The sequence below is a fragment of the Fructilactobacillus sp. YLN 2412 genome (genome assembly GCF_059488745.1).
On the sequence record NZ_CM183165.1, the window covers coordinates 533212 to 560035 of the forward strand.

Annotated in this window: 27 protein-coding genes and 1 tRNA gene; 22 read left to right on the forward strand and 6 right to left on the reverse strand. The window is 31.9% G+C overall.

The window, feature by feature from the left end:
• Window positions 1-11 precede the first annotated feature (11 nt).
• Entirely contained in the window at window positions 12-269 is a 258-nt protein-coding gene (rpsT, locus tag AC0GLR_RS02565; RefSeq protein WP_495605212.1) for a 30S ribosomal protein S20, read from the reverse strand.
• A gap of 230 nt (window positions 270-499) precedes the next feature.
• Here rpsT and rpsO point away from each other — a divergent pair, with 230 nt between their 5' ends.
• From rpsO to yihA, 7 genes are all read left to right on the forward strand, one after another.
• The gene (gene rpsO, locus AC0GLR_RS02570) at window positions 500-769 is read left to right on the forward strand and encodes a 30S ribosomal protein S15 (RefSeq protein ID WP_495605213.1); all 270 of its coding nucleotides are present in this window, start codon (window positions 500-502) and stop codon (window positions 767-769) included.
• A gap of 156 nt (window positions 770-925) precedes the next feature.
• Entirely contained in the window at window positions 926-2635 is a 1710-nt protein-coding gene (locus AC0GLR_RS02575) for a ribonuclease J (RefSeq protein ID WP_495605214.1), read from the forward strand.
• Window positions 2636-2690: 55 nt separating this feature from the next.
• The gene (locus AC0GLR_RS02580) at window positions 2691-3596 is read left to right on the forward strand and encodes a hypothetical protein (RefSeq protein WP_495605215.1); all 906 of its coding nucleotides are present in this window, start codon (window positions 2691-2693) and stop codon (window positions 3594-3596) included.
• A 172-nt stretch (window positions 3597-3768) separates the two neighbouring features.
• Window positions 3769-4956 carry an elongation factor Tu gene (gene tuf, locus AC0GLR_RS02585; protein ID WP_054646868.1) on the forward strand — a complete coding sequence of 396 codons (1188 nt, stop codon included), beginning with the start codon at window positions 3769-3771 and terminating at the stop codon, window positions 4954-4956.
• A gap of 153 nt (window positions 4957-5109) precedes the next feature.
• On the forward strand, window positions 5110-6432 hold the full coding sequence (tig, locus tag AC0GLR_RS02590) for a trigger factor (RefSeq protein ID WP_495605216.1): 1323 nt from the start codon (window positions 5110-5112) through the stop codon (window positions 6430-6432).
• Between the two features lie 152 nt (window positions 6433-6584).
• Window positions 6585-7874 (forward strand): ATP-dependent Clp protease ATP-binding subunit ClpX, encoded by a 1290-nt coding sequence (gene clpX, locus AC0GLR_RS02595; protein WP_495605217.1) that lies wholly within the window; start codon window positions 6585-6587, stop codon window positions 7872-7874.
• Window positions 7875-7894: 20 nt separating this feature from the next.
• Complete coding sequence (yihA, locus tag AC0GLR_RS02600) at window positions 7895-8482, forward strand: ribosome biogenesis GTP-binding protein YihA/YsxC (protein ID WP_495605218.1); 588 nt, start codon at window positions 7895-7897, stop codon at window positions 8480-8482.
• 34 nt (window positions 8483-8516) lie between these two features.
• Here yihA and AC0GLR_RS02605 read toward each other — a convergent pair whose 3' ends face one another.
• A complete protein-coding gene (locus AC0GLR_RS02605) occupies window positions 8517-8690 on the reverse strand; it encodes an SPJ_0845 family protein (protein WP_495605219.1) in 174 nt (57 codons plus the stop codon).
• A gap of 119 nt (window positions 8691-8809) precedes the next feature.
• On the opposite strand from AC0GLR_RS02605, the gene uvrC reads away from it, so the two are divergent.
• The gene (uvrC, locus tag AC0GLR_RS02610) at window positions 8810-10618 is read left to right on the forward strand and encodes an excinuclease ABC subunit UvrC (protein WP_495605220.1); all 1809 of its coding nucleotides are present in this window, start codon (window positions 8810-8812) and stop codon (window positions 10616-10618) included.
• A 20-nt stretch (window positions 10619-10638) separates the two neighbouring features.
• Window positions 10639-11946 (forward strand): GTPase ObgE, encoded by a 1308-nt coding sequence (obgE, locus tag AC0GLR_RS02615; protein WP_495605221.1) that lies wholly within the window; start codon window positions 10639-10641, stop codon window positions 11944-11946.
• Window positions 11947-11979: 33 nt separating this feature from the next.
• Here the strand turns inward: obgE and AC0GLR_RS02620 are convergent, their stop codons facing one another.
• Window positions 11980-12267: a hypothetical protein gene (locus tag AC0GLR_RS02620; RefSeq protein ID WP_495605222.1), complete on the reverse strand. Its 288-nt coding sequence runs from the start codon at window positions 12265-12267 to the stop codon at window positions 11980-11982.
• Window positions 12268-12363: 96 nt separating this feature from the next.
• Between AC0GLR_RS02620 and rnz the strand changes: the two genes are divergently transcribed.
• The 6 genes from rnz to AC0GLR_RS02650 all read left to right on the forward strand — a co-directional run bounded on the left by rnz (window position 12364) and on the right by AC0GLR_RS02650 (window position 17122).
• Complete coding sequence (gene rnz / locus AC0GLR_RS02625) at window positions 12364-13305, forward strand: ribonuclease Z (RefSeq protein WP_495605223.1); 942 nt, start codon at window positions 12364-12366, stop codon at window positions 13303-13305.
• Between the two features lies 1 nt (window position 13306).
• A complete protein-coding gene (locus tag AC0GLR_RS02630; RefSeq protein WP_495605224.1) occupies window positions 13307-13675 on the forward strand; it encodes a lipopolysaccharide assembly protein LapA domain-containing protein in 369 nt (122 codons plus the stop codon).
• 21 nt (window positions 13676-13696) lie between these two features.
• Window positions 13697-16012: a single-stranded-DNA-specific exonuclease RecJ gene (gene recJ, locus AC0GLR_RS02635; protein ID WP_495605225.1), complete on the forward strand. Its 2316-nt coding sequence runs from the start codon at window positions 13697-13699 to the stop codon at window positions 16010-16012.
• Between the two features lie 17 nt (window positions 16013-16029).
• A complete protein-coding gene (locus tag AC0GLR_RS02640; protein WP_495605226.1) occupies window positions 16030-16548 on the forward strand; it encodes an adenine phosphoribosyltransferase in 519 nt (172 codons plus the stop codon).
• A gap of 65 nt (window positions 16549-16613) precedes the next feature.
• A tRNA-Ser gene (locus tag AC0GLR_RS02645) sits at window positions 16614-16703 on the forward strand.
• 218 nt (window positions 16704-16921) lie between these two features.
• Entirely contained in the window at window positions 16922-17122 is a 201-nt protein-coding gene (locus AC0GLR_RS02650; protein WP_495605227.1) for a hypothetical protein, read from the forward strand.
• Window positions 17123-17209: 87 nt separating this feature from the next.
• Here AC0GLR_RS02650 and AC0GLR_RS02655 read toward each other — a convergent pair whose 3' ends face one another.
• Window positions 17210-17857, reverse strand: a complete 648-nt coding sequence (locus tag AC0GLR_RS02655; RefSeq protein WP_495605228.1) for a helix-turn-helix domain-containing protein — start codon at window positions 17855-17857, stop codon at window positions 17210-17212.
• A 139-nt stretch (window positions 17858-17996) separates the two neighbouring features.
• Here AC0GLR_RS02655 and AC0GLR_RS02660 point away from each other — a divergent pair, with 139 nt between their 5' ends.
• From AC0GLR_RS02660 to AC0GLR_RS02670, 3 genes are all read left to right on the forward strand, one after another.
• Entirely contained in the window at window positions 17997-18206 is a 210-nt protein-coding gene (locus AC0GLR_RS02660; RefSeq protein WP_495605229.1) for a helix-turn-helix transcriptional regulator, read from the forward strand.
• Between the two features lie 271 nt (window positions 18207-18477).
• A complete protein-coding gene (locus tag AC0GLR_RS02665) occupies window positions 18478-19791 on the forward strand; it encodes a 2-hydroxycarboxylate transporter family protein (RefSeq protein WP_495605230.1) in 1314 nt (437 codons plus the stop codon).
• 140 nt (window positions 19792-19931) lie between these two features.
• Entirely contained in the window at window positions 19932-20147 is a 216-nt protein-coding gene (locus tag AC0GLR_RS02670) for a hypothetical protein (protein WP_495605231.1), read from the forward strand.
• Window positions 20148-20198: 51 nt separating this feature from the next.
• Here AC0GLR_RS02670 and AC0GLR_RS02675 read toward each other — a convergent pair whose 3' ends face one another.
• The gene (locus AC0GLR_RS02675) at window positions 20199-20765 is read right to left on the reverse strand and encodes a DUF5067 domain-containing protein (protein WP_495605232.1); all 567 of its coding nucleotides are present in this window, start codon (window positions 20763-20765) and stop codon (window positions 20199-20201) included.
• A 180-nt stretch (window positions 20766-20945) separates the two neighbouring features.
• Between AC0GLR_RS02675 and AC0GLR_RS02680 the strand changes: the two genes are divergently transcribed.
• Both AC0GLR_RS02680 and AC0GLR_RS02685 read left to right on the forward strand, forming a co-directional pair.
• Complete coding sequence (locus tag AC0GLR_RS02680) at window positions 20946-22307, forward strand: FAD-dependent oxidoreductase (protein WP_495605233.1); 1362 nt, start codon at window positions 20946-20948, stop codon at window positions 22305-22307.
• A gap of 160 nt (window positions 22308-22467) precedes the next feature.
• Window positions 22468-23649: an aminotransferase class I/II-fold pyridoxal phosphate-dependent enzyme gene (locus AC0GLR_RS02685; protein ID WP_495605234.1), complete on the forward strand. Its 1182-nt coding sequence runs from the start codon at window positions 22468-22470 to the stop codon at window positions 23647-23649.
• A gap of 38 nt (window positions 23650-23687) precedes the next feature.
• Here AC0GLR_RS02685 and AC0GLR_RS02690 read toward each other — a convergent pair whose 3' ends face one another.
• Window positions 23688-23945: a hypothetical protein gene (locus tag AC0GLR_RS02690; RefSeq protein ID WP_495605235.1), complete on the reverse strand. Its 258-nt coding sequence runs from the start codon at window positions 23943-23945 to the stop codon at window positions 23688-23690.
• 119 nt (window positions 23946-24064) lie between these two features.
• Here AC0GLR_RS02690 and AC0GLR_RS02695 point away from each other — a divergent pair, with 119 nt between their 5' ends.
• The gene (locus AC0GLR_RS02695; RefSeq protein WP_495605236.1) at window positions 24065-25234 is read left to right on the forward strand and encodes a hydroxymethylglutaryl-CoA synthase; all 1170 of its coding nucleotides are present in this window, start codon (window positions 24065-24067) and stop codon (window positions 25232-25234) included.
• 157 nt (window positions 25235-25391) lie between these two features.
• Window positions 25392-26705: a uracil-xanthine permease family protein gene (locus tag AC0GLR_RS02700; protein ID WP_495605237.1), complete on the forward strand. Its 1314-nt coding sequence runs from the start codon at window positions 25392-25394 to the stop codon at window positions 26703-26705.
• Window positions 26706-26824 lie beyond the last annotated feature (119 nt).

The following is a 26824-nucleotide window of genomic DNA, read 5'->3' on the forward strand; positions in this document are numbered from 1 at the left end:
CTTTTTTATTTTTATAATGTATTCTTAATCTTAGCTAAGTGTGACTTTTTACGGTTAGCACTATTAGTTTTGATTAGACCTTTTGATTTAGAATGATCAATTGCAGCAATTGCATCACGATAAATCTTTTCAATATCTTTAGCACCATTTGCACTAGCTTTTTCAAATCTCTTAATGGCACTTCTCATTTCATTCTTTTCAGAAGCGTTTCTTTTACGAACGATTTCATTTGTCTTCATACGTTCGATAGCTGATTTAATAACTGGCATAATATGTTCACCTCCACTTAGTGAAATAAATTCAATAATTCCACAGTTTTAACGGTCTTAATTATACAAAAGAGCCGCTCTAATTGCAATACTAACTAGATATATCATTTAGACTTGTTAAATGAAGCTAAATAAGGTATATTAAATACTGTACCTTAATCTTGGTTTTGCGAGTCACTGACGTAGTACCCAGTTTGAGGAATAAAAAAGGATAGAAAGGTGGAATAATAATGGCATTAACTAAAGAACAAAAAACAGACATTATTAATAAATACGCTAAGCATGAAGGTGACACTGGTTCTACAGAAGTACAAATTGCTGTATTAACTGCAGATATCAATGAAATCAATGATCATATGAAGACTCACAAAAAGGATTTTCATTCTCAACGTGGACTTATGAAAAAAATTGGTCACCGTCGTAATTTATTAGGATATCTTCGTAAAAAAGATGTTCAAAGTTATCGTGAATTAATTAAACAATTAGGCTTACGTCGTTAAGATTAGATAAAAAGATGAGACAATTTTAATTGTCTCATCTTTTTTTGAAACAAATTATTCTATAATTATGTTACACTTAATTACAAGTTATATTGGGACGGATTGAAGCTTAGTCTTCATAAAGAAAAACAATTTGTAATTTTGAGGTGTATTAAAATGAAAAAAAATGTAAAAATCATTCCTCTAGGAGGAGTGCGAGAAGAAGGTAAAGATTTATTTGCCGTTGAAGTTAATAATAATAGTATCTTTATTTTAGACTGTGGTTCTAAGTTTCCTTTAGATGAAATGTTAGGAATTGATTATGTTATTCCTGATTTTTCTTATTTAAGAGAAAACCAAAGTAAAATTGTCGGAGTGTTTTTAACCTCTGGTCATTTAGACTCCATTGGTGCACTTCCGTACTTCTTAAGTGAATTTAATGTTCCTGTTTTTGGAACGCAGTTAACTATTAAATTAGCAAAGCAAATTGTAGCAAAAGATAAGAAATCTGCTAAATTTGATGATTTTCATGTTATTAATGATGAAAGTGAAATTGTTTTTGATGATGGTACTGTTAGTTTCTTTGGTGTAACTCATTCGATTCCTGATGCTGTTGGTATTTCTATTAGCACGGAGTTGGGGAGTATAGTTTATACTGGTGATTTTAGATTTGATCAAACGGTTCCAAAACAGTATCAGACTAATTATGCTGGGATTTCAGCGATTGGGAAAAAGAAAGTTTTAGCACTGCTTTGTGATTCACGTAATGCTGAAAATATTGGAAAAATTGATGAGGAACAAAAGGTTCGTAATTATTTAGTGGATACTTTTGATTTTCAAAATGGGAGAATGATTGTAACATGTCTTTCAGATCATATTTTGCGGTTGCAAGAAATTATTAATGCTGCTAATCAGACGGGTCGAAGAATCTTTTTTGCTAATGATAAGTCTAAAGATATAATTGATGCATCAATAAAAGATGGTAAAATTACGCTGCCTAGTGATGATGTTTTTGTAAATTCAACTACCGATTTAAAGAAATTAGATCCTTCTCAAGTAATTATTTTACATGTTGGTCAGCCAGGAGATGCTATGCGATCATTAGAACGAATGGCTAGTAAAAAGAATCCACAAGTTAAAATTGAGAGTGGTGATTTGATATTGTTAGCCACGGCTCCAATGCGTTCAATGGATAATGCCTGGGCTAAAACTAGAGATTCAGTATATAAAGCTGATGGGACGGTTGTAAGCTTAGATAGTGCTCTTAATTTATCAAGTGATGCTAGTCGTAGTGATATTCAATTGATGCTTAGTTTGTTAACACCTGAATACTTAATTCCTGTTCAAGGTGAATATCGACAACTACAAGCTACCAAAGATGCGGCAATTGCCACTGGTTTCCCCGCTAGTAATATTATTATTCCTGCCAAGGGCGATGTGATCGAATTTAGTGATGATAATATGTTGATGGCTCAATCTGTTTCAGCTTCTGATACTATGATTGATGGTATCGGCGTTGGAGATATAGGAAATATTGTATTGCGTGATAGAAGTGTTTTATCACAAGATGGAGTATTTATTGCCGTGGTAACAATTGATCGAAAGAAAAAGAAAATCATTGAAAAACCTAAAGTTACATCTCGTGGTTTCGTTTATGATGAATCGAATAAACCCTTATTAAAAGAGGCTTCTGATCTAGTTGAAAAAACTGTGCAAAATAATTTAGATAATAAAGATTTTGATTGGGGACATTTAAAACAAGATGTTCGTGAAAAATTAAGTACATTTTTATACAAAAAGACTGATCGGCGTCCAGTTATTCTTCCAGTTATAATGGAAGTAAATCAGCATCATCGAAAATTTAAAAATAATAAAAAGAAAAATTAAGCTGTTAAAAGAATTGAGTTAAGCTCAGTTCTTTTATTGTTTCAAGGTGAAAATAATGAACGAAAATCAATTAAAGGAATTCAAAAAAGCGCAAACTGCAATTAAAGACCAAAATTATAAATTATCTACTGATATTTTATTGAATTTGTATGATGAAGTGGATCAAGCAAATATTGTTAGTTTATTGGGTAAATCTTTGTATAATGAAAAAAAATATGCTGAAGTTGGTCGTTTGATTGATGATAATTTCGACTTTTTTTTAGTTGATGACCCCAATTTTTTATGTAAAGTACTATTGACTAATCATCGTTATATCGATTTGCGAATGATTGCGAATGGATTATCAAAACAAGAACGGAATGATTTTTTACAACAAATTAAGGCTGCTGAAACTAAATATAAGCAAAAACAGCCAGCTGCGATTCATGAAAATTCACGAGAATTTATGCATCTCGGGGCTTTTTCTCCACAAAAACAACAGCTAATCATTCAGCAAGCTGAGCAGTTACCATATGATGAGTATGTAAAGGGAACGATGGCTAATATAGTTGATTCAGATGTTCATCCAATTTGGAGAATTCAACTTTTAAATAATCTAATGAGATTAGGATATCAACAACCAGTTAAATTTCTTTGGATTGATAATAAAGTGTATAAAGTTATTCCCGCAAAAACAACAGATACAAAAGATACCGTTAGTTATCGAAGAATGATGAAATTATTAAAAAATCAATATGAACAAACTGATCCAATTAAGTTTGAACAATTAAGATTAATTATAAATTTGGATTTGCAAAATTTGTATCCATTTATTGACAAGACAATTGACAATGTTAATTTGTGGCTAAAAGAAATTGAAAATGACGTTGTGGGTGTAAATCAAAAAGAGAAAGTAAATGATACGAATGCGTCAATTTGGTTGACTAAAGTTAATGAAATGATGACTTCGATAATGAATTAATAAAAATAGGTCTTAAGTATTTACAAATTAAAATTCAATATATATAATAAGTTAGTGAATTCTTTGGATGGAACGTATTTTATATTTTAAAGAAATGTAGTATAATAATTTATAAAGATACTTTGGTATTCCACCAAAGAACGTCTTACGAAAATAATAGGAGGGTTTCATAATGGCAAAAGAACATTACGAAAGAACAAAGCCCCACGTTAATATTGGTACTATTGGCCATATTGACCACGGGAAGACTACTTTAACTGCAGCAATTACAAAGGTTTTATCAGAAAAAGGTTTGGCAAAAGCTGAAGACTTTGCTGATATCGATGCTGCTCCAGAAGAAAAAGAACGTGGTATTACCATCAACACAGCTCACGTTGAATACGAAACAGAAAAACGTCACTACGCACATATTGATGCTCCAGGACATGCTGATTACGTTAAAAACATGATTACTGGTGCTGCTCAAATGGATGGTGCTATCTTAGTTGTTGCCGCAACTGATGGTCCTATGCCACAAACTCGTGAACACATTTTGTTAGCTAAACAAGTTGGTGTTGATCATATCGTTGTTTTCTTAAACAAGACTGATATGGTTGATGATGATGAATTAATTGATTTAGTTGAAATGGAAGTTCGTGATTTATTATCAGAATATGGTTACGATGGTGACAATATTCCTGTTATTCGTGGTTCAGCTTTAAAAGCACTTCAAGGTGATAAAGATGCTGAAGACCAAATCATGAAGTTAATGGATACTGTTGATGAATACATTCCAACTCCAGAACGTGACGAAAACAAACCATTCTTGATGCCTATCGAAGACGTATTTACGATTACTGGTCGTGGTACTGTTGCTTCTGGACGTATCGATCGTGGTACTGTTACAGTTGGTGATGAAGTTGAAGTTGTTGGATTAGTTCCTGATGTTTTAAAGACTACTGTTACTGGTCTTGAAATGTTCAGAAAAACTCTTGATAAGGGTGAAGCTGGAGATAACGTTGGTGCTTTACTTCGTGGACTTAACCGTGAACAAGTTGTTCGTGGCCAAGTTCTTGCAGCACCTGGTTCAGTTGAAACTCACAAGAAGTTCACTGCTGAAGTTTATATCATGACTAAAGAAGAAGGTGGACGTCATACTCCATTCTTCTCAAACTACCGTCCACAATTCTACTTCCATACTACCGATGTTACCGGTGTTATTGAATTAGATAAAGGTACTGAAATGGTTATGCCTGGTGATAACGTTACATTCCACGTTGAATTAACTAAACCAGTTGCTATTGAAAAAGGTACTAAATTCACTATTCGTGAAGGTGGTCATACTGTTGGTGCCGGTACTGTTACTGAAATCGACGACTAATAATTAAAAAAAGAATTGAAGACATTGTCTTCAATTCTTTTTTGTTTTGCTTTTAATTCAAAATGTTTACATTTTATTAATCATACGTTAAAATAAGTTAAGTATATTATTACTTGAAAAAGTTTTAATCTTTTTCATGTTGGAGGAATTAAAATGTCAGATTGGGTAAAAAAAGATTTAAATAAAGGTGAATTAAAATTTGAAATTGACCTTGATAAAATTAAAGAAGGTTTAGATAAAGCCTTTAATAAGAATAAGAAAAATATTAAAGTTCCTGGTTTCCGTAAAGGAAAAGTTTCTAGACAGGTATTTGATCAAATGTATGGCGAAGAAGCATTATACCAAGATGCATTAAATATTTTACTTCCAGAAGCCTATGCTGCAGCAGTTTCAGATTCTAAAATTGATCCAGTTGGTCAACCACAAATTAGTGTAGAATCAATGGAAAAAGGTAAACCATGGGTATTAAAAGCTGATATTAGTGTAAAACCTGATGTTAAATTAGGTGAATACAAAGGTGTTACTGTTCCAAAGCAAAATACACGAGTTTACAAAAAGGATATTGACGCAAAGCTAGATTCAATGCGTCAAGCTCAAGCTGAATTAGTATTAGTTGATCGTCCTGCTAAAAAGGGTGATACAGTAATCATTGATTTTGATGGTTCTGTTGACGGCAAACATTTTGATGGCGGTAAAGCTAACAACTATTCTCTTGAATTAGGGTCTGGATCATTTATTCCAGGATTTGAAGATCAATTAATTGGTCATAAAGCTGGCGACGATGTAGATGTTAAAGTTACTTTCCCTAAAGATTATCAACAAAAAGATTTAGCCGGCAAAGAAGCTCTTTTTGAAACGAAAATTCATGAAGTTAAAGAAAAACAATTACCAAAACTTGATGATGATTTTGCAAAGGATGTCGATGAAGATGTTGACACCCTTGATGAGTTAAAAGATAAGATTAAAAAAGAACTTAAAGAACAAAAGGAAGCAACTGCTAACGATACTATTCAAACTGATGCAGTTGAAGAAGCTACGAATAATGCAACAGTTAAAGATATTCCACAAGCTATGCTTGATGAAGATATTCAACGTCAAATGGATCAATATCTTGCTGGTATTCAACAACAAGGCATTCCAGCTGATATGTACTTTAAAATGACTGGTACTTCAGAGGATGATTTGAAGAAACAATTTGCAGCTGGTGCTGAAAATCGTGTTAAAACTAGTTTAGTACTTGAAGCAATCGTTAAAGCTGAAAAAATTGATCCTTCAGAAGATGAAGTTAACCAAGAAGTAAAAAATCTTGCTGACCAATATGGTATGAAAGAAGAAGCTGTTCGTGGTGCTTTATCTGATGACATGTTAAAACATGATATTGGAATTCGTAAAGCTGTTGATGTTATTGTTGACAACGCTAAACAAGTTGCAAAATCTACATCTAATTCAGATAATGAAGAAAAAGAAGATAAATAAATCTTAATTAAGTTTTAGAAAAAGGGTCTATTCAACGTTGATTGTTGTAGACCCTTTTTGTGTCAAACTAACTCTTTTGAAACATTTTTTCTTTATGTTATAGTTTTGGAAGGCAAAAAGTGGCTTAGATAAAGAAAGAGGAGAATTTTTAAATGTTTGATGATAATGATAAAAATGAAGTGGTGACATGTTCATTTTGTGGCAAATCACAAGATCAAGTAAAAAAAATTGTAGCTGGACCTGGTGTATATATTTGTAATGAATGTATCGACTTATGTAAACAAATTATTGAAGATGAAACAAAAAAGCAAGATGTTACTGGCGAAATCAAAGTTTTAACTCCTAAAGAAATAGTTGACCGTCTTAATCAATATGTAATTGGACAAAATGAAGCTAAAAGAACTTTAGCAGTCGCTGTTTATAATCATTATATGAGAATCAAAGAGTTGACTAATCACGAAAGAGAAGATACTAATGGTGATGAAAAAGCGTATAAAGATTTAGAAGCTGAAACTGAGATTCAAAAAAGTAATATCTGTATGATTGGATCAACTGGTTCTGGTAAAACATATATCGCACAAACTTTGGCAAAGATTATTAATGTTCCATTTGCAATTGCAGATGCTACTACTTTGACGGAAGCTGGATACGTTGGTGAAGATGTTGAAAATATTTTGTTGAAGTTGTTGCAGAATGCTGATTATGATGTTGATCGAGCTGAAAAGGGAATTATATACATCGATGAAATCGATAAAATTGCTAAAAAAAGTGAAAATGTGTCAATTACTCGTGATGTTTCTGGAGAGGGAGTTCAACAGTCATTGCTTAAAATTTTAGAAGGAACGATTGCTAATGTACCTCCCAAAGGTGGTCGTAAGAATCCTCAACAAGATTTCATTAAAATTGATACAAAAAATATTTTATTTATTGTTGGGGGTGCCTTTCCTGGGATTCAAAATATTGTTAAGCAACGTTTAGGCGATCAAACAATTGGTTTTGGATCAAAGTATCACGATACTGCTAAAATAAATGAAGACAATCTTATGCAACAAGTAATCCCAGAAGATTTGATGAAATTTGGTTTAATTCCTGAATTTATCGGACGCTTACCAATTTTAACTGCATTAAACAAATTGGATGAAGAAGATTTGGTAAAAATTTTAACAGAACCTAAAAATGCTTTAGTCAAACAATATCAAAAATTATTAGCTCTTGAAGGAGTTAAATTAACTTTTGATAAAGAAGCATTACGAATGATGGCTAAAGAAGCAATTAGTAGGAATACCGGAGCTCGTGGTTTACGTTCAATTATTGAAAATGTAATGCGAGATACTATGTATCAACTTCCTAGTCGTGATGATGTTTCTGAGGTCGTAATTACTAAAAATACAGTAAAAAATCATAGCGAGCCACGTTTGATTTTAAAAAAAGAAGTTAAATAGTCCTTGAACGGAGAATAAAAATGAAAGTAAATGATGTTGAATTAGTGATGAGTGCAGTTGATCCTAAGCAATATCCTAAAACCAGCTATCCTGAAATTGGGTTTTTAGGACGCTCAAATGTGGGGAAATCTTCTTTAACGAATGTCCTCTTTAATCGAAAAGATTACGCGCATACATCTGGACAACCAGGAAAAACTCAAACTTTAAATTTTTATGATATTAATCATCAGTTATATTTTGTGGATGTTCCTGGATACGGATATGCTCGTGTTTCAAAACAGGAACGTGAAAAATGGGCAGAAATGATTGAAACCTACCTAACACAACGAACCGAACTTCGGGGTGTGGTTAATTTAATTGATGGACGTCATGAGCCAAGTGATTATGACATTCAAATGCGTGATTGGTTAGATTATTATAATATTCCTGTTCTCTATGTGGCAACAAAAGTAGATAAGTTGCCTAAGAGTAAATTGAAACAACAAAAAGAAATGTTACAAAACAAGCTAGAATTACAAGATAATGAAAAATTGGTAATGTTTTCCGCTAAAACAAAAGTTGGAAAAGATGAAATTTGGAATTGGATTGAAGATAGAATCAAAGCATAAAAAAATCAGCTGTTATTAACAGCTGATTTTGTGTTTACTTTTTTTCATTTCTTTTTAAAAATTTATTTCTTTTTTTAGTTTCTATCTCTTTATCATCCACATTATCTTTTTTCATAAAATCACTGCGTTGGTTATTTTTTGGATTGATTTTAGCAAATTTGTTGAGCATTTCATCTAAATCAGCTTGCTTGTTAATGTGTAGTCCCATTATATTCACTCCTTTTATTCATCATAGCAAAAAGTTATTTGAATGTCATTTGGTTATACAATAATGCGTAAATTAATTATAATTTAAATAGTAACACATTAGAAAGGAGGGACTTGATAATGGCATCTAAACATATCGAAGATAAATTGAAACTTTTACCTGAAAAACCTGGAGTTTACATTATGAAGGATGATAATGGTAAAGTTATTTATGTTGGTAAATCTAAAAACTTGAAAAATCGCGTTCGATCTTATTTTAAAAGTAAACAATATGGTAGAAGGGCTAAATTAGTTAAAAATATTGCTGACTATGAAACGATTATCACAACTACTGATAAAGAAGCTTTTTTACTTGAAATTACCTTAATTCAAAAATATCGACCTTATTATAATGTGCGTTTAAAAAATGGAAATGGTGGATATCCATACATTAAAATCACTAATGAAAAAGATCCACAAATGATGGTTACAAGTTATGTTAAAAAAGATGGTGCTTATTATTATGGTCCTTATCCGAATGTTTATGCAGCTGATGAAACGTTAAAGTTTTTGCAAAAAATGTATCCACTGCGCAGATGCCATGGCTATCAAGGACGGGCCTGTCTTTATTATCATATGGATCAATGTCTTGGAGCTTGTTTTAAAGAGGTTTCAAAAACTGAATATGATGAACAAATAAAAAAGATAAAATCATTTTTAAATGGAAATGTAGCAGCTGCAAAGAAACTAATTAAAGAACGAATGAATGTTGCTTCTGATAATATGGAGTATGAAAGAGCTGCTGAACTTCGTGATCAATTAAATTACATTCAGGCAACTGTTGAAAAACAAAAAATTATTTCACATGATTATACTCAGAGAGATGTTTTTAATTTTTATGCAGATAAAGGATGGCTTTCAATTCAGGTTTTCTATATTCGACAAGCACGATTGATGAAACGTGTTAAAAGATTATTTCCCATTTTAAGTACTCCTGAAGAAGAAATGACAAATTTCATTGTGCAGTTTTACAATCAAAAAGATCAGATTCAGCCACGAGAAATATTAGTACCAGAGTCTATTGATGCTAGTGTGATAACTGAGCTCACTGGCATTCCGGCACGTACTCCAATCAGAGGCCAAAAAAAGGCATTATTAAAGATGGCCCAAGAAAATGCCCAATATGTTCTTGATGAAAAATTTCGATTGATTGAAATGAATCATAGAAAAACTGTTGGAGCAATGGATGAGCTTAGTAAATCATTAAATTTGAAAAAGTTGAATCGAATAGAAGCATTTGATCATTCTCATATTGATGGTGCTGATTTAGTTTCAGCAATGGTAGTTTTTGAAGATGGAAAGCCAAACAACAAGAAGTATCGTAAGTATAAACTAAAAACAGTTGATCATGCGGATGAAGCTGCTAGTACTAGAGAAGTAATTCGTAGACGGTATACACGATTATTAAAAGAACATGCTGAAATGCCTGATTTGATTTTAATGGATGGTGGCGAAATCCAAATGAATGCCGTTAAAGATGTTCTTGAAAATGAATTGGGATTAGATATCCCAGTGGCAGGGATGGTTAAAAATAATAAACATAAAACAGCTGATTTATTATTCGGTGATAATGATAATCATGTTGATTTGAACCCTCAAAGTCAGGCTTTTTATCTTGTTCAAAGAATTCAAGATGAAGTACATCGTTTTGCAATTAGTTTCCATCATGATTTGCATAGTAAAAATTCTATGACATCTAGATTAGATAGTATTAAAGGAGTTGGACCTAAAACCCGTAACAAATTGTTACGAAGCTTTGGATCAATGAAAAATATTGAGGAAGCCAAAGTTGAAGAAATTCAGGAACTTGGCATTCCTAAAAATGTTGCTCAGACAATTAAATATACTTTTCAAAATTCCAAACCAGTGGCTAGGATGAGAAAAATGTAGTAAATAAGAACGGAGAAAATATGTTTGTAGATCAAGTAAAATTTAAAGTTAAAGCCGGCAAAGGTGGAGACGGAATGGTTGGATTTCGGAGGGAAAAATATGTTCCCAATGGCGGTCCTTCAGGTGGAGATGGCGGTCGTGGTGGAAATGTAGTCTTCAAAGTAGATTCTGGCATGAGTACCTTGATGGATTTTAAATACAAAAAATTATTTAAGGCTGAAAATGGCGGCAATGGTGGCAACAAAAAAATGACAGGAGCAAGTGCTGACGATTTAGTGATCAATGTTCCAGAAGGTACTACGATTTTAAATAATGAAACTAACCAGCCAATTGCAGATTTAACTAAGCCGGGTGACACGGTTGTAATTGCCAAGGGTGGTCATGGCGGACGAGGCAATGTTCACTTTGCAACCGCTAAAAATTCAGCCCCTGAAATTGCTGAAAATGGAGAACCAGGTGATGAATTAGAAGTTAACTTACAACTACGCTTGTTAGCAGATGTTGGCTTAGTTGGATTTCCTTCTGCAGGAAAATCAACGTTATTAAGTACAATTACTAGTTCAAAGCCTAAAGTTGCCCAATACCATTTCACAACATTGGTACCCAACTTAGGAATTGTTAGAAATGACGAGGGCAATGATTTTGTGATTGCTGATTTACCTGGACTAATTGAAGGAGCATCTAAAGGTGTTGGATTGGGATTTGAATTTCTTCGTCATATTCAAAGAACACGAGTTATTTTACATCTAGTTGATATGAGTGGAATAGAGGGAAAAGATCCTTATGAAGATTACCAAAAAATAAATAAAGAATTAGAAAATTTTGATAAATCCTTGTTGAAAAGACCTCAAATAATTGTGGCTACTAAGATGGATATGCCGGACTCAGAAGCAAATTTAGCTTTATTTAAAAAAGAATTATCCAAACATGATGACCAGCTTGCCATTAAAATTGACCCAATTTCTTCGATTACGCATCAAGGTTTAGACCAATTAATTCATGATACTAGTGATTTGTTGGAAAAAACTCCTAAATTCCCATTAGTTGATGAGAAAATGGATATGATAGATCAAGCTGAGGTAGTTTATGAAGCTGATGAAGCAGAAAAACCATTTAGTATCAATCGTGATGACGATGGAACATGGATTATATCTGGCAAACGAATTGAACGATTATTTCAAATGACTAATACTGAACACACCCAAAGTATGATGCGCTTTGCTCGACAAATGAGAGGGATGGGAATTGATGATGCCCTACGAGAAGCGGGAGCTAAAGATGGAGATGTGGTCCAGATTTTGGACTTTACTTTTAACTATGTAAATTAACAAAAAAGTAGTTAACAATTGTTAACTACTTTTTTAACCGAAAATAATCATATTTCCATTAATACGATAACCAAAAATTTTAGTTAAATTTGGAGTTTCTATAAAAAATGAATATATATTGTTTGTTTTGTTAGTTTTAGCAATGAATTCTCGAAGATTTAAGGGATTTTTATTTTCCTGACTAATAAAAATTATTTTATCTGAATTGAATTTAAGGTCAGTTACTGGGTTTATTTTTCCAGCACATTCAAGAAATAATAGATTTTCATGATTTAAATCTGCTGAAGAAACTTTAAATTCATTTAGTTTAATAATAATCACCTGATTTTCTATGTTTGTGGTATGCTACAATATAATTATATAGTAGGTTTTACGATTAAAATAATTTTAAGCTTCCTAAAAGGAACGGTAAATAATATGCAATTAGAGTTTTTTGGAACCGGTGCAGGAGTCCCCGGTAAGTTTAGAAATGTCTCCAGTGTGGCATTGAGATTATTAGATGAGATTAATCAAGTTTGGTTGTTTGATTGTGGCGAAGGTACTCAGCAGCAGATTTTACGGTCAACGCTGAAGCCGCGTAAAATTGATAAGATCTTTATTACTCATTTACATGGTGACCATATTTTTGGATTGCCTGGTTTACTATCTAGTCGGTCGTTTCAAGGTGGTAATGATCAATTGACAATTTATGGCCCAAAAGGAATTAAAGATTTTGTGCAAACGTCATTACGGGTATCGCAAACCAAACTTTCTTATAAAATAAATTATGTTGAATTAACTAAGCCTGGTATTATTTATGAAGGTAAAAAATTTACGGTAATTGCTGATCGACTTGATCATCAAATTGAATGTTGGGGATATCGGATTGTTGAACATGACCATCCTGGTGAGTTGATGGTCGAAAAATTAAAAGATGATAATATTCCAGCTGGACCAATTTATGGGCAGATAAAGCTAGGAAAAGAAGTTACTTTGCCAGATGGACGCCATGTTTTAGGTAAAAATTATATTGGTTCGCCGCAAAAAGGTCGAATTGTAACTGTTTTGGGTGATACTAGAAAAACTGCTAGTATTAAGGAACTAGCAAAAAATGCGGATATATTGGTTCATGAAAGTACTTTTGGCAAAGGAGAATCCAAGTTAGCACGGAATTATTATCATTCTACTAATGTACAGGCAGCTCACCTGGCTAATGATGCTGAGATACAAAAATTGTTGTTAACTCATATCTCTGCTCGTTATACTGCTAAAATGGCCCGTGAGTTACAAAAACAAGCTCGTGAAATCTTTCCTAACACAAAAGTGGTAAAAGATTTTGACTTAGTTGATATTCCATTTAAAAAAGAAGAGGAGAAGTAAAATGAAAAAACAATTTACAATAATTACAGGGATTATTCTTATAATTATTATGACCATTTTTGTATTATTAAATATGGAAGATACTGCTATTAATTTTGGCTTTACAACAGTTAAATTACCATTGATTTTAGTACTTCTAATTATGATGCTATTAGGTGCTTTGATTATCTTTTTATTTTCCTCAGTTAGTTCAGTTAAAGCTAATCGTAAAATGAAAACAAGCCAAAAAAAGATTGAAAATTTACAAGCTGAAATTCAAGAATTAAACAATAAGTTAAAGAACATTGCTGTTAGTGGTGAAAAACAACATCTTGAACAAGAACAAAGTATTTCACAAAAGAATGATACAGACCATAAAGCTCAAAATTAAAACTTGAAAGAAGGATATTGAGTGTTTTCTTCAAAATTTAATTGGAAGTTAAAACCTAATCTTGCTAAAACGGATCAAGTTGAAAAGTTATCTTCTGAACTAGGAATCACTCCGTTAGTAGCACAATTACTTATAAATCGGGGTTATACTGATGAAAACAAGATTAGACATTTTCTTAGTCCGGATACCTCAGATTTACTTGATCCTTTTTTGCTTCATGATATGGAAAAAACTATTACAAGGATTCAAAAAGCAATTGAAAATGATGAGCAAATAACGATTTATGGTGATTATGATGCTGATGGATTAACTAGTACTTCTATTCTTTATGAAACATTACTTGAAATTGGTGCCAATGTTAACTACTATATTCCTAATCGATTTAATGATGGCTATGGTCCAAACGTGAAAGTATTTAAAAAAATTATTGCAAATGGAACTTCTTTAATTGTAACGGTTGATAATGGAGTGTCTGGGTTTGAAGCAATTGAAAAAGCTAATGAACTAAAGTGTGATGTGATTGTTACAGATCACCATGAATTGCCTGAAAAACTACCAAATGCTTATGCAATTGTTCATGCTGATTTAAGTCCTGAGTATCCGTTTAAATATTTATCTGGAGCCGGGATTGCATTTAAAGTAGCGACAGCACTGAATGATGAGATTCCACAAGAACAACTTGATTTAGCTGCAATTGGGACAGTTGCTGATTTAGTTTCTCTTACAGGAGAAAATCGAGCCTTAGTGCAATTCGGCTTAAACGTAATTCATTTGACTGAACGTCCTGGATTAAAGGCACTTATTAAACGTGCTAAAATAAAGTTAAAAAATGTTGATGAAGAAGACATTGGATTTAAAATTGCTCCCGTCCTCAATGCGATTGGAAGGATGGGAGACGCTAATTCTGGTGTTGATCTTTTGACAACTACGGATGAGACAACAGCAGATAAATTAGCTAAAATAACTGAAAAGAAAAATGAACAACGAAAAGAAGCAGTTGTTCAAATTATGTCACAAGCTGAAAAGCAAGTTCAAAATGCAACTAACCAAAAGCGTAAGACACTTTTAATAGTTGGTAAAGATTGGAATGCAGGAGTTCTAGGAATCGTTGCTAGTAGAATTAAGGATAAATATAATAAACCGACCATCATTTTAACTCAAGATAGTGAAGGGAAATTTGCCAAAGGTTCTGGAAGAAGTATCGAAGGTTTTGATTTATTCAAGGCGTTAGCTACGGATCAGAATTTAATGACGGCATTTGGTGGTCATGAAATGGCGATTGGAATGACTATTCCAGTAGCTAATATAACTAAGATTGCTGATGTTTTTGAAAAAGCTGCTGATAATCAAAAATTATCATTTGCACAAAAGCCAACTTTGTTGATTGATTATCAAATATCTGCTGATGATATTAATTCAGATTTATACGATAATATTAATGTTTTAAGTCCTTTTGGTAGAGATAATGAAAAACCTGAATTTTCAATTAAACCTAATACTTTAATTGATGTTAAAGCTATTGGACAGGATAAGACGCATCTAAAGTTTTTCCTATTAGGTAGTAGACAAAAAATAGCAGCGATTGATTTTGGAATTGGAAAGCAGTTAAAAGAAATTTATCATCTTTCAAATAATTTAAAAGTGGCGGGGACACTTAACAAAAATGAGTTTCGTGGGCGAAACTCATTACAAATTATGGTAGATGATCTAACAATTGATGGTTGTATCGTTGAAGATAAACGAACTTCAAAATTAGTTCAACCAATGTTTTCTGAAACAGGAACTTACGTGTTTTTTAACCCTGCCAACAAAGAAAAACTTGAAAAATATTTAGGAAATGATTCACAAGCAATTTTGGCTAGTCAAGTTATTGAAAACAGTCATTATGAAAAAGTTTTTATAGTTGATTGTCCTGAAAAAGTAACTGATTTGCAAAAAATGCTTGAAAATTTAGATACTGAATTATTAGTATTATATTTGTACAAAAAAAATGGTATAAAACAAATAGGAATGCCAACTCGGGCACAATATGCTAAATTATTTAAATTTATTCAACTACGCCCAAAAGTTATGTTGCGCAAACAACTTGATAAAATTTCTAATACTTTAAAAATCAATAAAAATATGTTGATATTTATGTTTCAAGTTTTTGATGAATTGGGTTTTGTAGAAATTCAAAATGGAGTTATGAAAAAGGTTTTTAATCCACCACATCAAGATTTAAATAGTGCTCCGATTTATCAAAAACGTCAACAGGAGTTAGAAATTGAAAAACAATTATTAGATCTTAATCATGACGAATTTATTAAATTAATTCAAAATATTAATGACAAGTGATGAAAGGAAGTTTTTGTATGGTACTTAATTTAAAGGATTATGTAGCTAGTTATCCTAATTTTCCTGAACCGGGGATTTTATTTCGAGATATTTCCCCATTACTAGAAAATGGGCCAGCCTATCATCAAGCTACTAATGAGATTGTTGATTATGCTAAAAAATTAAATGTTGATGTGGTAGTAGGTCCAGAAGCCAGGGGATTTATTGTAGGTTGTCCAGTTGCGTATGATTTAGATATTGGTTTTGCTCCAGCACGAAAAAAAGGTAAACTTCCTGGTAAGACTGTCAAAGCAACTTATGGATTAGAATATGGTCAATCAGCATTATATTTACATGCTGATGCTATTAAACCTGGACAACGAGTTTTAGTTACTGATGATTTATTAGCAACTGGTGGGACCATTGCTGCTACGATTAAATTAGTTGAAGATTTGGGTGGCATTGTGGTTGGAACAGCATTCTTAGTTGAACTAATGGATCTTAAAGGCCGTGATAAAATTAAAAATTATGATGTTTTTAGTTTGATGAAATACTAAATAAATATATACTATTCAACTTGCAAATTTTTTTCATTAAAATTATAATTGAATAGTATTACTTTGGAGAGTTGGCAGAGTGGTAATGCACCGGACTCGAAATCCGGCGAACCGAGCTTATACTCGGCGCGCAGGTTCAAATCCTGTACTCTCCTTAATTATCATTTTTATTCTTTGCTATTTCTGTTTAAAACGTTGATTTAACGGAATTTCTTAAAATTGAATAGGGAATAAAATTTAAAAGTTTTTGCAATGAAAAGAGACACTAATTAATTTTAGTGTCTCTTTTCATTGTCTATTTTTATGATTGATAATTGTTTAATTATTATTTTTATGGCATAATAATAAGCAATAAATGAAGGAGGTGAATAATATGAATAACTATACTGGATTGCTTGAAACTGGTGACGGAAGAATTGTAAATCTCAACAATGCCAACTCGATTACTCCACGTGAAAAAGAAGGTAAAATTGTTTCATATCATGTACATTTTACTAACAACACTACTGAAGAAATTGACTTAGAAGCATTTGAAGATTTACGTAAACATGCTCTTAACAGTGATAACAAATAAGCACCATAGTTTCGAAAGACATAAAAACACTCTCTAGTTATTATATATAATGCTAATAACTAGAGAGTGTTTTTATATTATTAACTTTTAAAAATATACTTGCATTTGAATTACTTTACCAATTATTTTTCCAGGATTATCTTCATTTAAAATTATTGGATGGTATTTAGGATTATGATTATCAGGTACTAGTATAATTTCATTACCTTGATACTGAATTCGTTTTAAAGTTGTTTCGTTATCATTTAATAAGACAGCAGCAAGACTACCATTTTCAACTTCGTATTGTTGGTGAACCAAAACATAAGCACCATTTGGAATCGTTGGTAACATAGAATCTCCTCTACATTTTAAATAGAAGTTAACTCCATTTGGAATTGATTTTTTGAAGGTTGGGAGATACTCTTCGATATTTTCTTGCGCTACAATTGGTGTTCCACAAGCAATTTCTCCAATTACAGGAACATCAATCATCTTTTCATCATCATATACTTCAAGTTCATGATGATGAATATCTAATCCTGCCAATTTAAAAATATTTATTTTTGAAATTCGGAGTCCTTTAGCTAATTTTATAAGAGTAGCCGGTTTGGGAATATTAACTAAACCATTTTCAATTTGAGACAAATATGAACTTGACATCTTTGCTTGTAAAGCAGTTTGTCTAACTGAAAAACCCTTCTTATTTCTAATTGCTTTTATTTTTATTCCAAAATCATTATTCTTTGAATTCATTATTATACAAACCTTTCTTTCAATTTAGTATAACAGTAATGAATTGAAATTATTATGAAAATAGAAACAAAAAAATAAATTTGATTGAAAAACAGAAACGTTATGCTATAGTTATTCTTATAATGAAAGGAGAATCCTAATGATTAGTTTAAAATTAAAAGATCCAGAAAAAGTGAGAAAGACTGTTTCCATGGAAGGCTACTCAATCAATGGATTTGCAAAAAAAATTAACTCTAACCCTGGTTATATCGGTAAAATATTATATGGTAAAAAAGATCCTTATCCACCATTAGCAAAAAAAATTGCTGATGGATTAGGAGTAGAAATTAAGGATATATTTTTTTGCTAATTGTGTTCGAAAAACAGAAACAAGACTTTGCTTTTTCCATTTAGATTAATATCTAAATAAATGTTTTAACTTTCTTATTTAATTAAGACTTTCACATTAAAATTAATAATTTTTAAAGATAAATCAAAAAATAAATAAGGCTATATTATTGCTGATTTTTGGCAATTTTATAAATAAAATTCAAAAAAATATAGTAAAAACAATTGAAATTTGTGAAAAATATCATATACTTAATAATGTTTAATTCAATGAAAAGGAGTTGTAAAAGTATATGAAAGATAAAAAAAGTGGGTTACGTAATATTTTAAATCGATTAGAAGAATTTAAAATCGATGGATTTGGATTAGTTATTTATGCTATTTTAGTTATCATTCTTATAATGGTAATGTATCTTGGAATCTTACCTGAAGATAATACCAGTAACATTTTTGCTGCTTTATTTATAATGGTAGTTTTAGGAAATGTATTTTATTGGTTAGGTTCCCATTTACCAATTTTCAAAAGTTATTTAGGTGGTGGAGCTGTATTTGCATTATTTGCACCAGCATTAATGGCGATTACGGGTTTAATTCCAAAATCAACTATTAATGTTGTAGATAAGTTTGTTTCTGGCGCTGGGTTTGTTGATTTCTTCATTATTTCACTGATTGTTGGTGCAATTTTAGGAATGAATCGAAAGATGTTACTAAAAGCATCTGTCCGTTTTCTGCCAGTAGCATTTTTATCAATGGCAATTGCCTTTCTTGCAGTTGGAATAGTTTCAACTTTAATTGGTAAAGGATTTAATTATGGAGCATTATTTGTTGCATTCCCTGTAATGGGCGGAGGTATTGGAGCTGGAGCAATTCCACTTTCAAGAATCTATCATCAAGCATTTGGTGGCTCAACTGATTATTTATCAATGTTGATGCCAGCTGTTATTTTAGGAAACGTCTTTGCAATTATTGGAGCTGGATTAGTAAGTAAACTTTTTGCCAATAGCAAAGGAAATGGTCATGGTAAAATGATGCCTGGAAACTATGACAGTATTGCTAAAGAAGATATTAAAATTACATACCAAAAAATGGGTGTAGGTTTGATGGTTGCTACTGCTTTTTACATGGTTGCGTTAACATTAAATCATTTTATTCCTATGATTAATGAATATGCTTTTATTATTTTATTGGTTATTATTTTTAAAGCTGGTGGTTTGATTCCTAAGTACTATGAAGAATCAGCTGTTACTTTTAGTAATTCAATTACAAAGAATTTAACTCATGCTTTATTAGCTGGTGTAGGATTAACTAAGTTAGATTTACCTGTTTTAGGTCATTCATTGACTTGGCAATTTGTAATTCTAGTGTTGACTAGTGTTGTTGTTATTACGATTGCTGCCGGATTTATTGGTAAGTTATTTGGTCTTTATCCAGTTGAATCAGCTATTACTGCAGGATTAGTTAATAATTCAATGGGTGGGACTGGTAATATTTCTGTATTAGCAGCTTCTGATCGTATGAATTTAATTGGATTTGCTCAAATGGGTAATCGTTTAGGTGGTGCGATTATGTTGGTAGCCGCCGGGATTTTTATTTCAGTATTTGGTTAATTAAACTAATAATATGGGCACTTTTATTCTAATGAGAATAAAGGTGTTTTTATATTTTATTGCATAATTTTTTGAGAAAGAAGTTAGGTATGGTTCACAAAATTGGAAATCATATTTTTACGACAAAAGAGCATTTTAAAATGAAACAGGGTAAAATAGTTAGTTATTTATCAAATTCTGTAAAATGTCCTTATACTATTTATCAATATCAAGCACATCAAGTAAATGGCAGGATTCAATTATTACAAAAACCAGTAAAAATGTTTAATGTTAAAGATTCGCCAAATAGAAGAGCTGAATTTTTAAAAATATTGAACTCTGAAGGTATCAACTATGAACAAACAAAATTATTTTAAATAAAAACCACCAATTCAAAAATTGGTGGTTTTTATTAGGGAAAGTATTATTTAATTCTTAATATTGTAGATTTGTGATCCTAAATTGGTACCGTCAATGTTTTGTGAAGTTGAAGAAGTAATATTATTGTTATTAATTCCTTCACTAGCACTAACTGAAAGTGGATCACTATTATTCTTCAAAACATATACCATGGAGTTTTTAACAGTTTGATTTTTACCGATATTTTCTTGTGGATTTGATGGAATGGATTTATCAGTAAAATTTGATTTACTTAATTTTTGCTTATTTTGAGAAACTTTGAAGGTTGTATTCCAAGCTTCTTCGGGAGTCATATTTTTATTAGACGTATTTTTGGTGGTATAAAGAAAAACAACTAACGGATTAGGATTATTTTGACTTTTTTTAACGGTTTTAACGCCAGTAATTTTAATCGTTTTATCACTTAATTTCGCTTCATTATTTCTAAAAAATGACTCTGATGGCATTTTAGCTTTTTTAGAGTTATTTGTATTATTTTGCTTTGATGAGTTTTTATGATAACTTCCATCTAAAGAACAAGCTGTTAGAGCAAAAGTACTAACAATTATAAAACTTCCAACTAATAATTTTTTCAATGAAAACGCTCCTTATATTATATTTGATTTAATTGTACAACATAAAACGTAATTAATAAATGTAGCAAATGTTTGGATTTTATTGTTTATTAGTTTACAATTAGTACAAAAGATATGGTTGATTACAACTTGTATGTACACAATATCTTTAATTAGAATAACCGTAGGAGGTTTAATTATATGAAAGTTGCAGTAGTTGGTTCATCACATGGTGGTTTTGAAGCAGTTAGAGGTGTCTTACATGATTTTCCTAATGCAGAAATTGATTGGTATGAAAAAGGGGATTTCATTTCGTTTTTGTCATGTGGAATGGAATTATATCTCCAAGGAATTGTTAAAGACGTTAACTCTGTAAGTTATGCTACCATTCCGGGAATGGAAGAAAAAGGCGTTCACGTTAAAATTAATTCAGATGTTACTAACATTAATCCTGATGCACATACTATTACAGTTGTAGATGTAAATAACGGTAAAGAAAAGACTGAAAATTATGACAAATTAATTTTGAGTGTCGGTGCCGTTCCATTTCAGTTGCCAGTTCCAGGCAAAGATTTACAAAATATTTATGCAATGCGTGGACGTGATTGGGCAATTTTACTTAAGGAAGCAGAAGTAAAACCAGATATTAAGAATGTAACGGTAGTTGGTTCTGGTTATATTGGAATTGAAGCTGCTGAATCTTTTGCAAAAGCTGGAATGCATGTAACAATTATTGATTTAAACCCTAGTATTTTGGGGACTTATCTTGATCCTGAATTTACTGATATTCTAGCAGATAAACTTAAAAATGAAGGTATTGATATCCGATTAAATCAATCAGTTAAAGAATACATTGGTAATTCTGATAAAAAAGTTACTAGTGTTGTTTCAACCAATGGCGACTCATGGGACGCTGATTTAGTGATTGAAACTGCTGGAATTCGTCCCGCTACAGAATGGTTAGACGGAATTGTTGATCTAAACGAACGTGGTTTGATAAAAACTGATGAATATCAACAAACTAGCCAACCAGATATTTTTGCTGCTGGGGATGCAACCGAAGTAGAATTTGCACCAACTGGCAAAAAGCAACAAATTGCGTTAGCAACTAATGCTCGTCGTCAAGGACGTTCTGCCGCTCATAATTTGAATGAAAAGCGTAGAAAAACAACTGCAGTGTCTGGATCATCAGCATTGCATGTCTATGATTACAAATTTGCATCTACGGGAGTTAAGGACGTTACTGCAGATAAATGCGGTGTTAAAGTTGAATCTGTATTTGTAAAAGATACAAAGGTTCCACCATTCGTACCTTCTAATCATAATGCTGAGGTATATTTTAAATTAACTTACAATCCTGAGAACCGCGAAATCATGGGTGCTCAAATCATGTCAAAAATGGATACAACTGCTAATATGAATACAATTTCTCTTGCTATTCAACAACATATGACAGTTGACGATTTGGCTTATGCTGATTTCTTTTTCCAACCTGGGTTTGATCGTCCTTGGAATATTATGAATGTGGCTGCCCAAAAAGCTCAAGATAAATTAGACAAATAAAATTATCAATTAAAAACTTCAAGTTTATCTTGAAGTTTTTTGTTTTTCCTTTAAACTGGTGAATAAGTTAAAATTAAATTGTTCATTGAAATTAATCATTGAATAGTTAATAATTAACGATTATAAATTGAATTGTGCTGTATTGGGGGAATGGATAATCATGCCAAAATTAGACGAGAGATTAAGCGACACCTATAATCACGTTTTAACTAGTATTACACCATCACAAATCAGATCTTTTTCGAAAGAGATTAGCAATGTTCCTGATTTAATTAGTTTAAATGTTGGGGAACCAGGCTTTAACACACCAGAACATGTTAAAGATGCCGCAATTAAAAGTATTGCTGAAAATAAATCACATTATTCACCACAAAATGGGTGGAAAGAGTTAAGAGAAGTTATTAGTAACTTTTTATCTCAACGTTATGGAATTAATTATGATCCAGAGACTGAAATTACAGTAACTGATGGTGCAACTGAGGCCTTATCAAGTACTTTTCTTGCCACGGTAAATCCGGGGGACAAAGTATTAGTACCAATGCCAGCTTATCCTGCCTATACGTCTGTGATTGAAATGGCTGGAGGGGTTGTTGTTCCAGTTGATACTTCTGATGATAAATTTAAGTTAACTAGTGAAAAATTAATCCAAGTTTTGGATGAAAATCCAGATATTAGTGAAATTATTCTTAATTATCCCAATAATCCAACTGGTGTTGAATACACCGATGAAGAGTTAAAAGCATTAGCTAAAATTTTGCAAGACCGAGGAATTTTGGTTATTGCTGATGAAATATATAGTGAATTAACTTATGAACTTAAACATACATCAATTGCTGAGTTTATCCCAAATAGCACGATTGTCATTAATGGAGTTTCAAAATCACATGCTATGACTGGTTATCGTTTAGGATATGTAGCAGGACCAGCTGAAGCAGTTACTAACGTCAATAAGGTTCATGGGTATTTGGTTACTTCTCCATCTAACCCAGCTCAATATGGTGCAGTAGAGGCACTTGAAAATGGTGTTGATGACACTAAACCAATGTTGAAGGAATATCGTAAGCGTCGTGATTTGGTAACAAAGGAACTTAGAGAGCTCGGGTTTAAAGTTATTAGTCCTGATGGGGCATTTTATATCTTTGCTAAAATCCCAGATAAATACGGTGAAAATTCACGTGAATTTGCGCTTCGTTTAGCTAAAGAAGCTCATGTAGGAGTTACACCTGGTAGTGCTTTTGGTAAAAGTGGAGAAGGATATTTAAGACTCTCTTACGCCGCTGATATGGATCAGATTGAAGAAGCAATGAAACGAATTAATCAATTTGTTAATGAAAAAGGATAATAATAATCCCCTGAAAATTTAATTTCAGGGGATTATTATTATTTTGGTGCTTTAGCAATTAAAAGGTCGCCATTTGATAATTCTAAGCTGGAATCGAATCCATCTAAAAATTCAGTGGTATTTCTTTCTGGGAAGTCTTCACTAGTTCCATCAAGAAACTTAATCTCTAAAGCATATCCATCGGGACCTTGGTTGGTTAGAGTGATTAATTTAACTTGAATCTGACCATCAGTAACGGGGATTGTTTTTTCAATTGACGTCCCTGATTTTGGGAATTCAATATTAATTCTTTTCATAATTTTCACCTCATTTTTTAATACTAGTTAAATTTTAACAGGGTAGTAAATGATTTGCTAAAATAATAAACAAATGTAAAATTAAAATATTAGATTATTTCAATAAATGGAGTGATGAAATGAATATAGGAATTGATAAAATAGGATTTTTTACTCCTAATTATTATGTTAATATGGTTGATTTAGCTCATGCCAGAAATGAAGATCCTAATAAATATTTAATTGGAATTGGTCAAACTAATCAGGCAGTTATTCCGCCAACTCAAGATTCTGTAACCATGGCTGCAAATGCTGCTTTACAAATTATTGATGATGATAATCGGTCGAAGATTAGTTTAATAATTTTAGGGACTGAAAGTGGAGTAGATAATTCTAAATCAGGAGCCATCTATTTACAAAACTTATTGAGTTTAAACAAGCAGGCACGTGCTTTTGAAATTAAACAAGCTTGCTATGGAGCAACTGCAGGAATTCAAATGGCGAAAGATTTTGTTAATTTGCATCCTGATCAGCAAGCATTAGTAATTGGGTCAGATGTGGCTCGCTATGGAATTAATACCCCTGGAGAAGTAACTCAAGGAGGAGGGGCGGTTGCGATGACAATTGCTGCTGATCCACAAATTATGTCAATCAGCCAAAATAGTAGTGTTTATTCAGATGATATCATGGATTTTTGGCGACCAATTAATCAAACTAATGCACTAGTTGATGGGCACTATTCGAATGATATTTATCAAAAGTTTTTTAATATTACTATTCATGATTATTTACAAGAAAATAAGATGCAACTTGATGATTTAAAAGCAATTGTATTCCATTTACCCTATACCAAAATGGGATTAAAGGGTTTGCGAGAAATCTTACCAGAAGTATCAGAAACTAAGCAATCTGAATTATTACAAGAATTTGAAGCTAGTAGAGTTTATAATAAACAGGTTGGAAACTTATACACAGGATCATTGTATTTAAGTTTATTATCTTTATTAGATAATACTATAGATTTAAAATCAAATGATAAAATTGGGATTTTTAGTTATGGATCAGGAGCACAAGGAGAATTTTACACAGGTATTTTAAAGTCCAGTTTTAAAAATGAATTAAGAAAGCAAAAAGTTGAATCAATATTAAAGCAACGTAAGCAGTTAGATGTTTCTCAATACGAAGATTTATTTTTGCAATGGCCTAAAATTGACGCCGGTGATTTTGTACTAGATGTCACGAACGACAATGCTAAAGTTGTATTTTCTGGTGTAAATGGCAGTAAAAGACAGTATAAAATCCAAAAATGAGATTGACAGTTTTGGTTAAAACAACTATCGTATAAATAATAAGAATCTTTAAAAACGTCCAGAGAGGCGGTAAGATTTTAGTCGATTTAAAAATTTGATTGTGCTAAAAGACTGTCATCTCTGGATGACGGTCTTTTTTATTAGGAGGAGAAACAGCTTGCAAAAAAATGATGATATTATTTTAGATGTTAATGAAAAACCCAGTGGAATAAAATGGATTGGACTGTCACTGCAACACATGTTTTCAATGTTTGGTAGCACGGTGATTGTTCCATTACTAGTTGGGTTAAGTCCTAGTATTGCATTGTTTGCTTCTGGAATTGGCACTTTGCTCCATATTTTAATCACTAAAGGGAAGATTCCAGCATATATGGGATCAAGTTTTGCTTTTATCACACCTATGATAGCTTTAATGAAGACTACTGGTATTTCTGGTGTTCAACAAGGTGTCATTTCTGTCGGAATCGTTTATTTACTGGTAGCGATGTTAGTATGGATGTTAGGAACGAATTGGATTGATAAATTGTTACCAGCAATTGTAGTTGGACCAATCGTGATCGTCATTGGATTATCATTAGCTGGAAGTGCTGCTCAAGATGCAATGATGAAAAATGGAAGTTATAATTTAATGTATTTCATGATTGCATTGGCAACGCTATTTTTAGCTATCTTTTTTAATATGAAATTAAAGGGATTCTTAGGGATGATTCCAGTTTTATTAGCAATCATTGCTGGATATTTAATCTCAATGGCATGTGGACTAGTTAATATTCATGCTATTGCAACTGCTCCTTGGTTCAAAGTTCCTAATTTTCAAATCTTAGGAACTGAAAAAGGCTTTCATTTTGATTTCAATGCCATTTTAATCATGGCACCAATTGCTTTTGTGACGATGACAGAACATATGGGTCATTTAATGGTTCTTGGAGAATTAACTCATCGAAACTTTTTTAAAGATCCTGGATTAAATAGGACACTAGCAGGTGATGGAATGGCTTCGTTAGTAGCCGGAATTCTAGGTGGACCTGCAGTTACAAGTTACGGTGAAAATATTGGTGTAATGGCAATTACTAAAGTTTATAGCGTATATGTAATTGCTGGAGCAGCATTGTTTGCAATGGCCTTTGCCTTTGTGAATAAATTAAATGTTTTGATTATGCAAATGCCACTTCCTGTGATTGGTGGAATTAGTTTTCTGTTATTTGGTACCATTGCCTCTAGTGGGATTAAAATTATGATTGATAATCATCTTGATATGAATAAAAAACGCAATTTAATGATTGCTTCTGTGGTATTAGTAATTGGAGTTGGAAATGCTTATCTTCAATTAGGTCATTTTCAATTTACTGGAGTTGCTTTGGCAACAGTAATTGGAATTGTTTTAAATTTAGTCTTGCCAATGGAAGATAATGATACACCTCAAGCTGAAGAAACTGATGCAATTGACGCTGACACAACTGACACTCTTTAAAAAATAATTTTACACAATTAGATTCCTTGAAACGGCTAATTTTACAGTGATTAGCCGTTTTTTGTTACTTGGTTTTAACTTAATTTATATAGTGTAGATGGAAAATGAATAAATGTTTA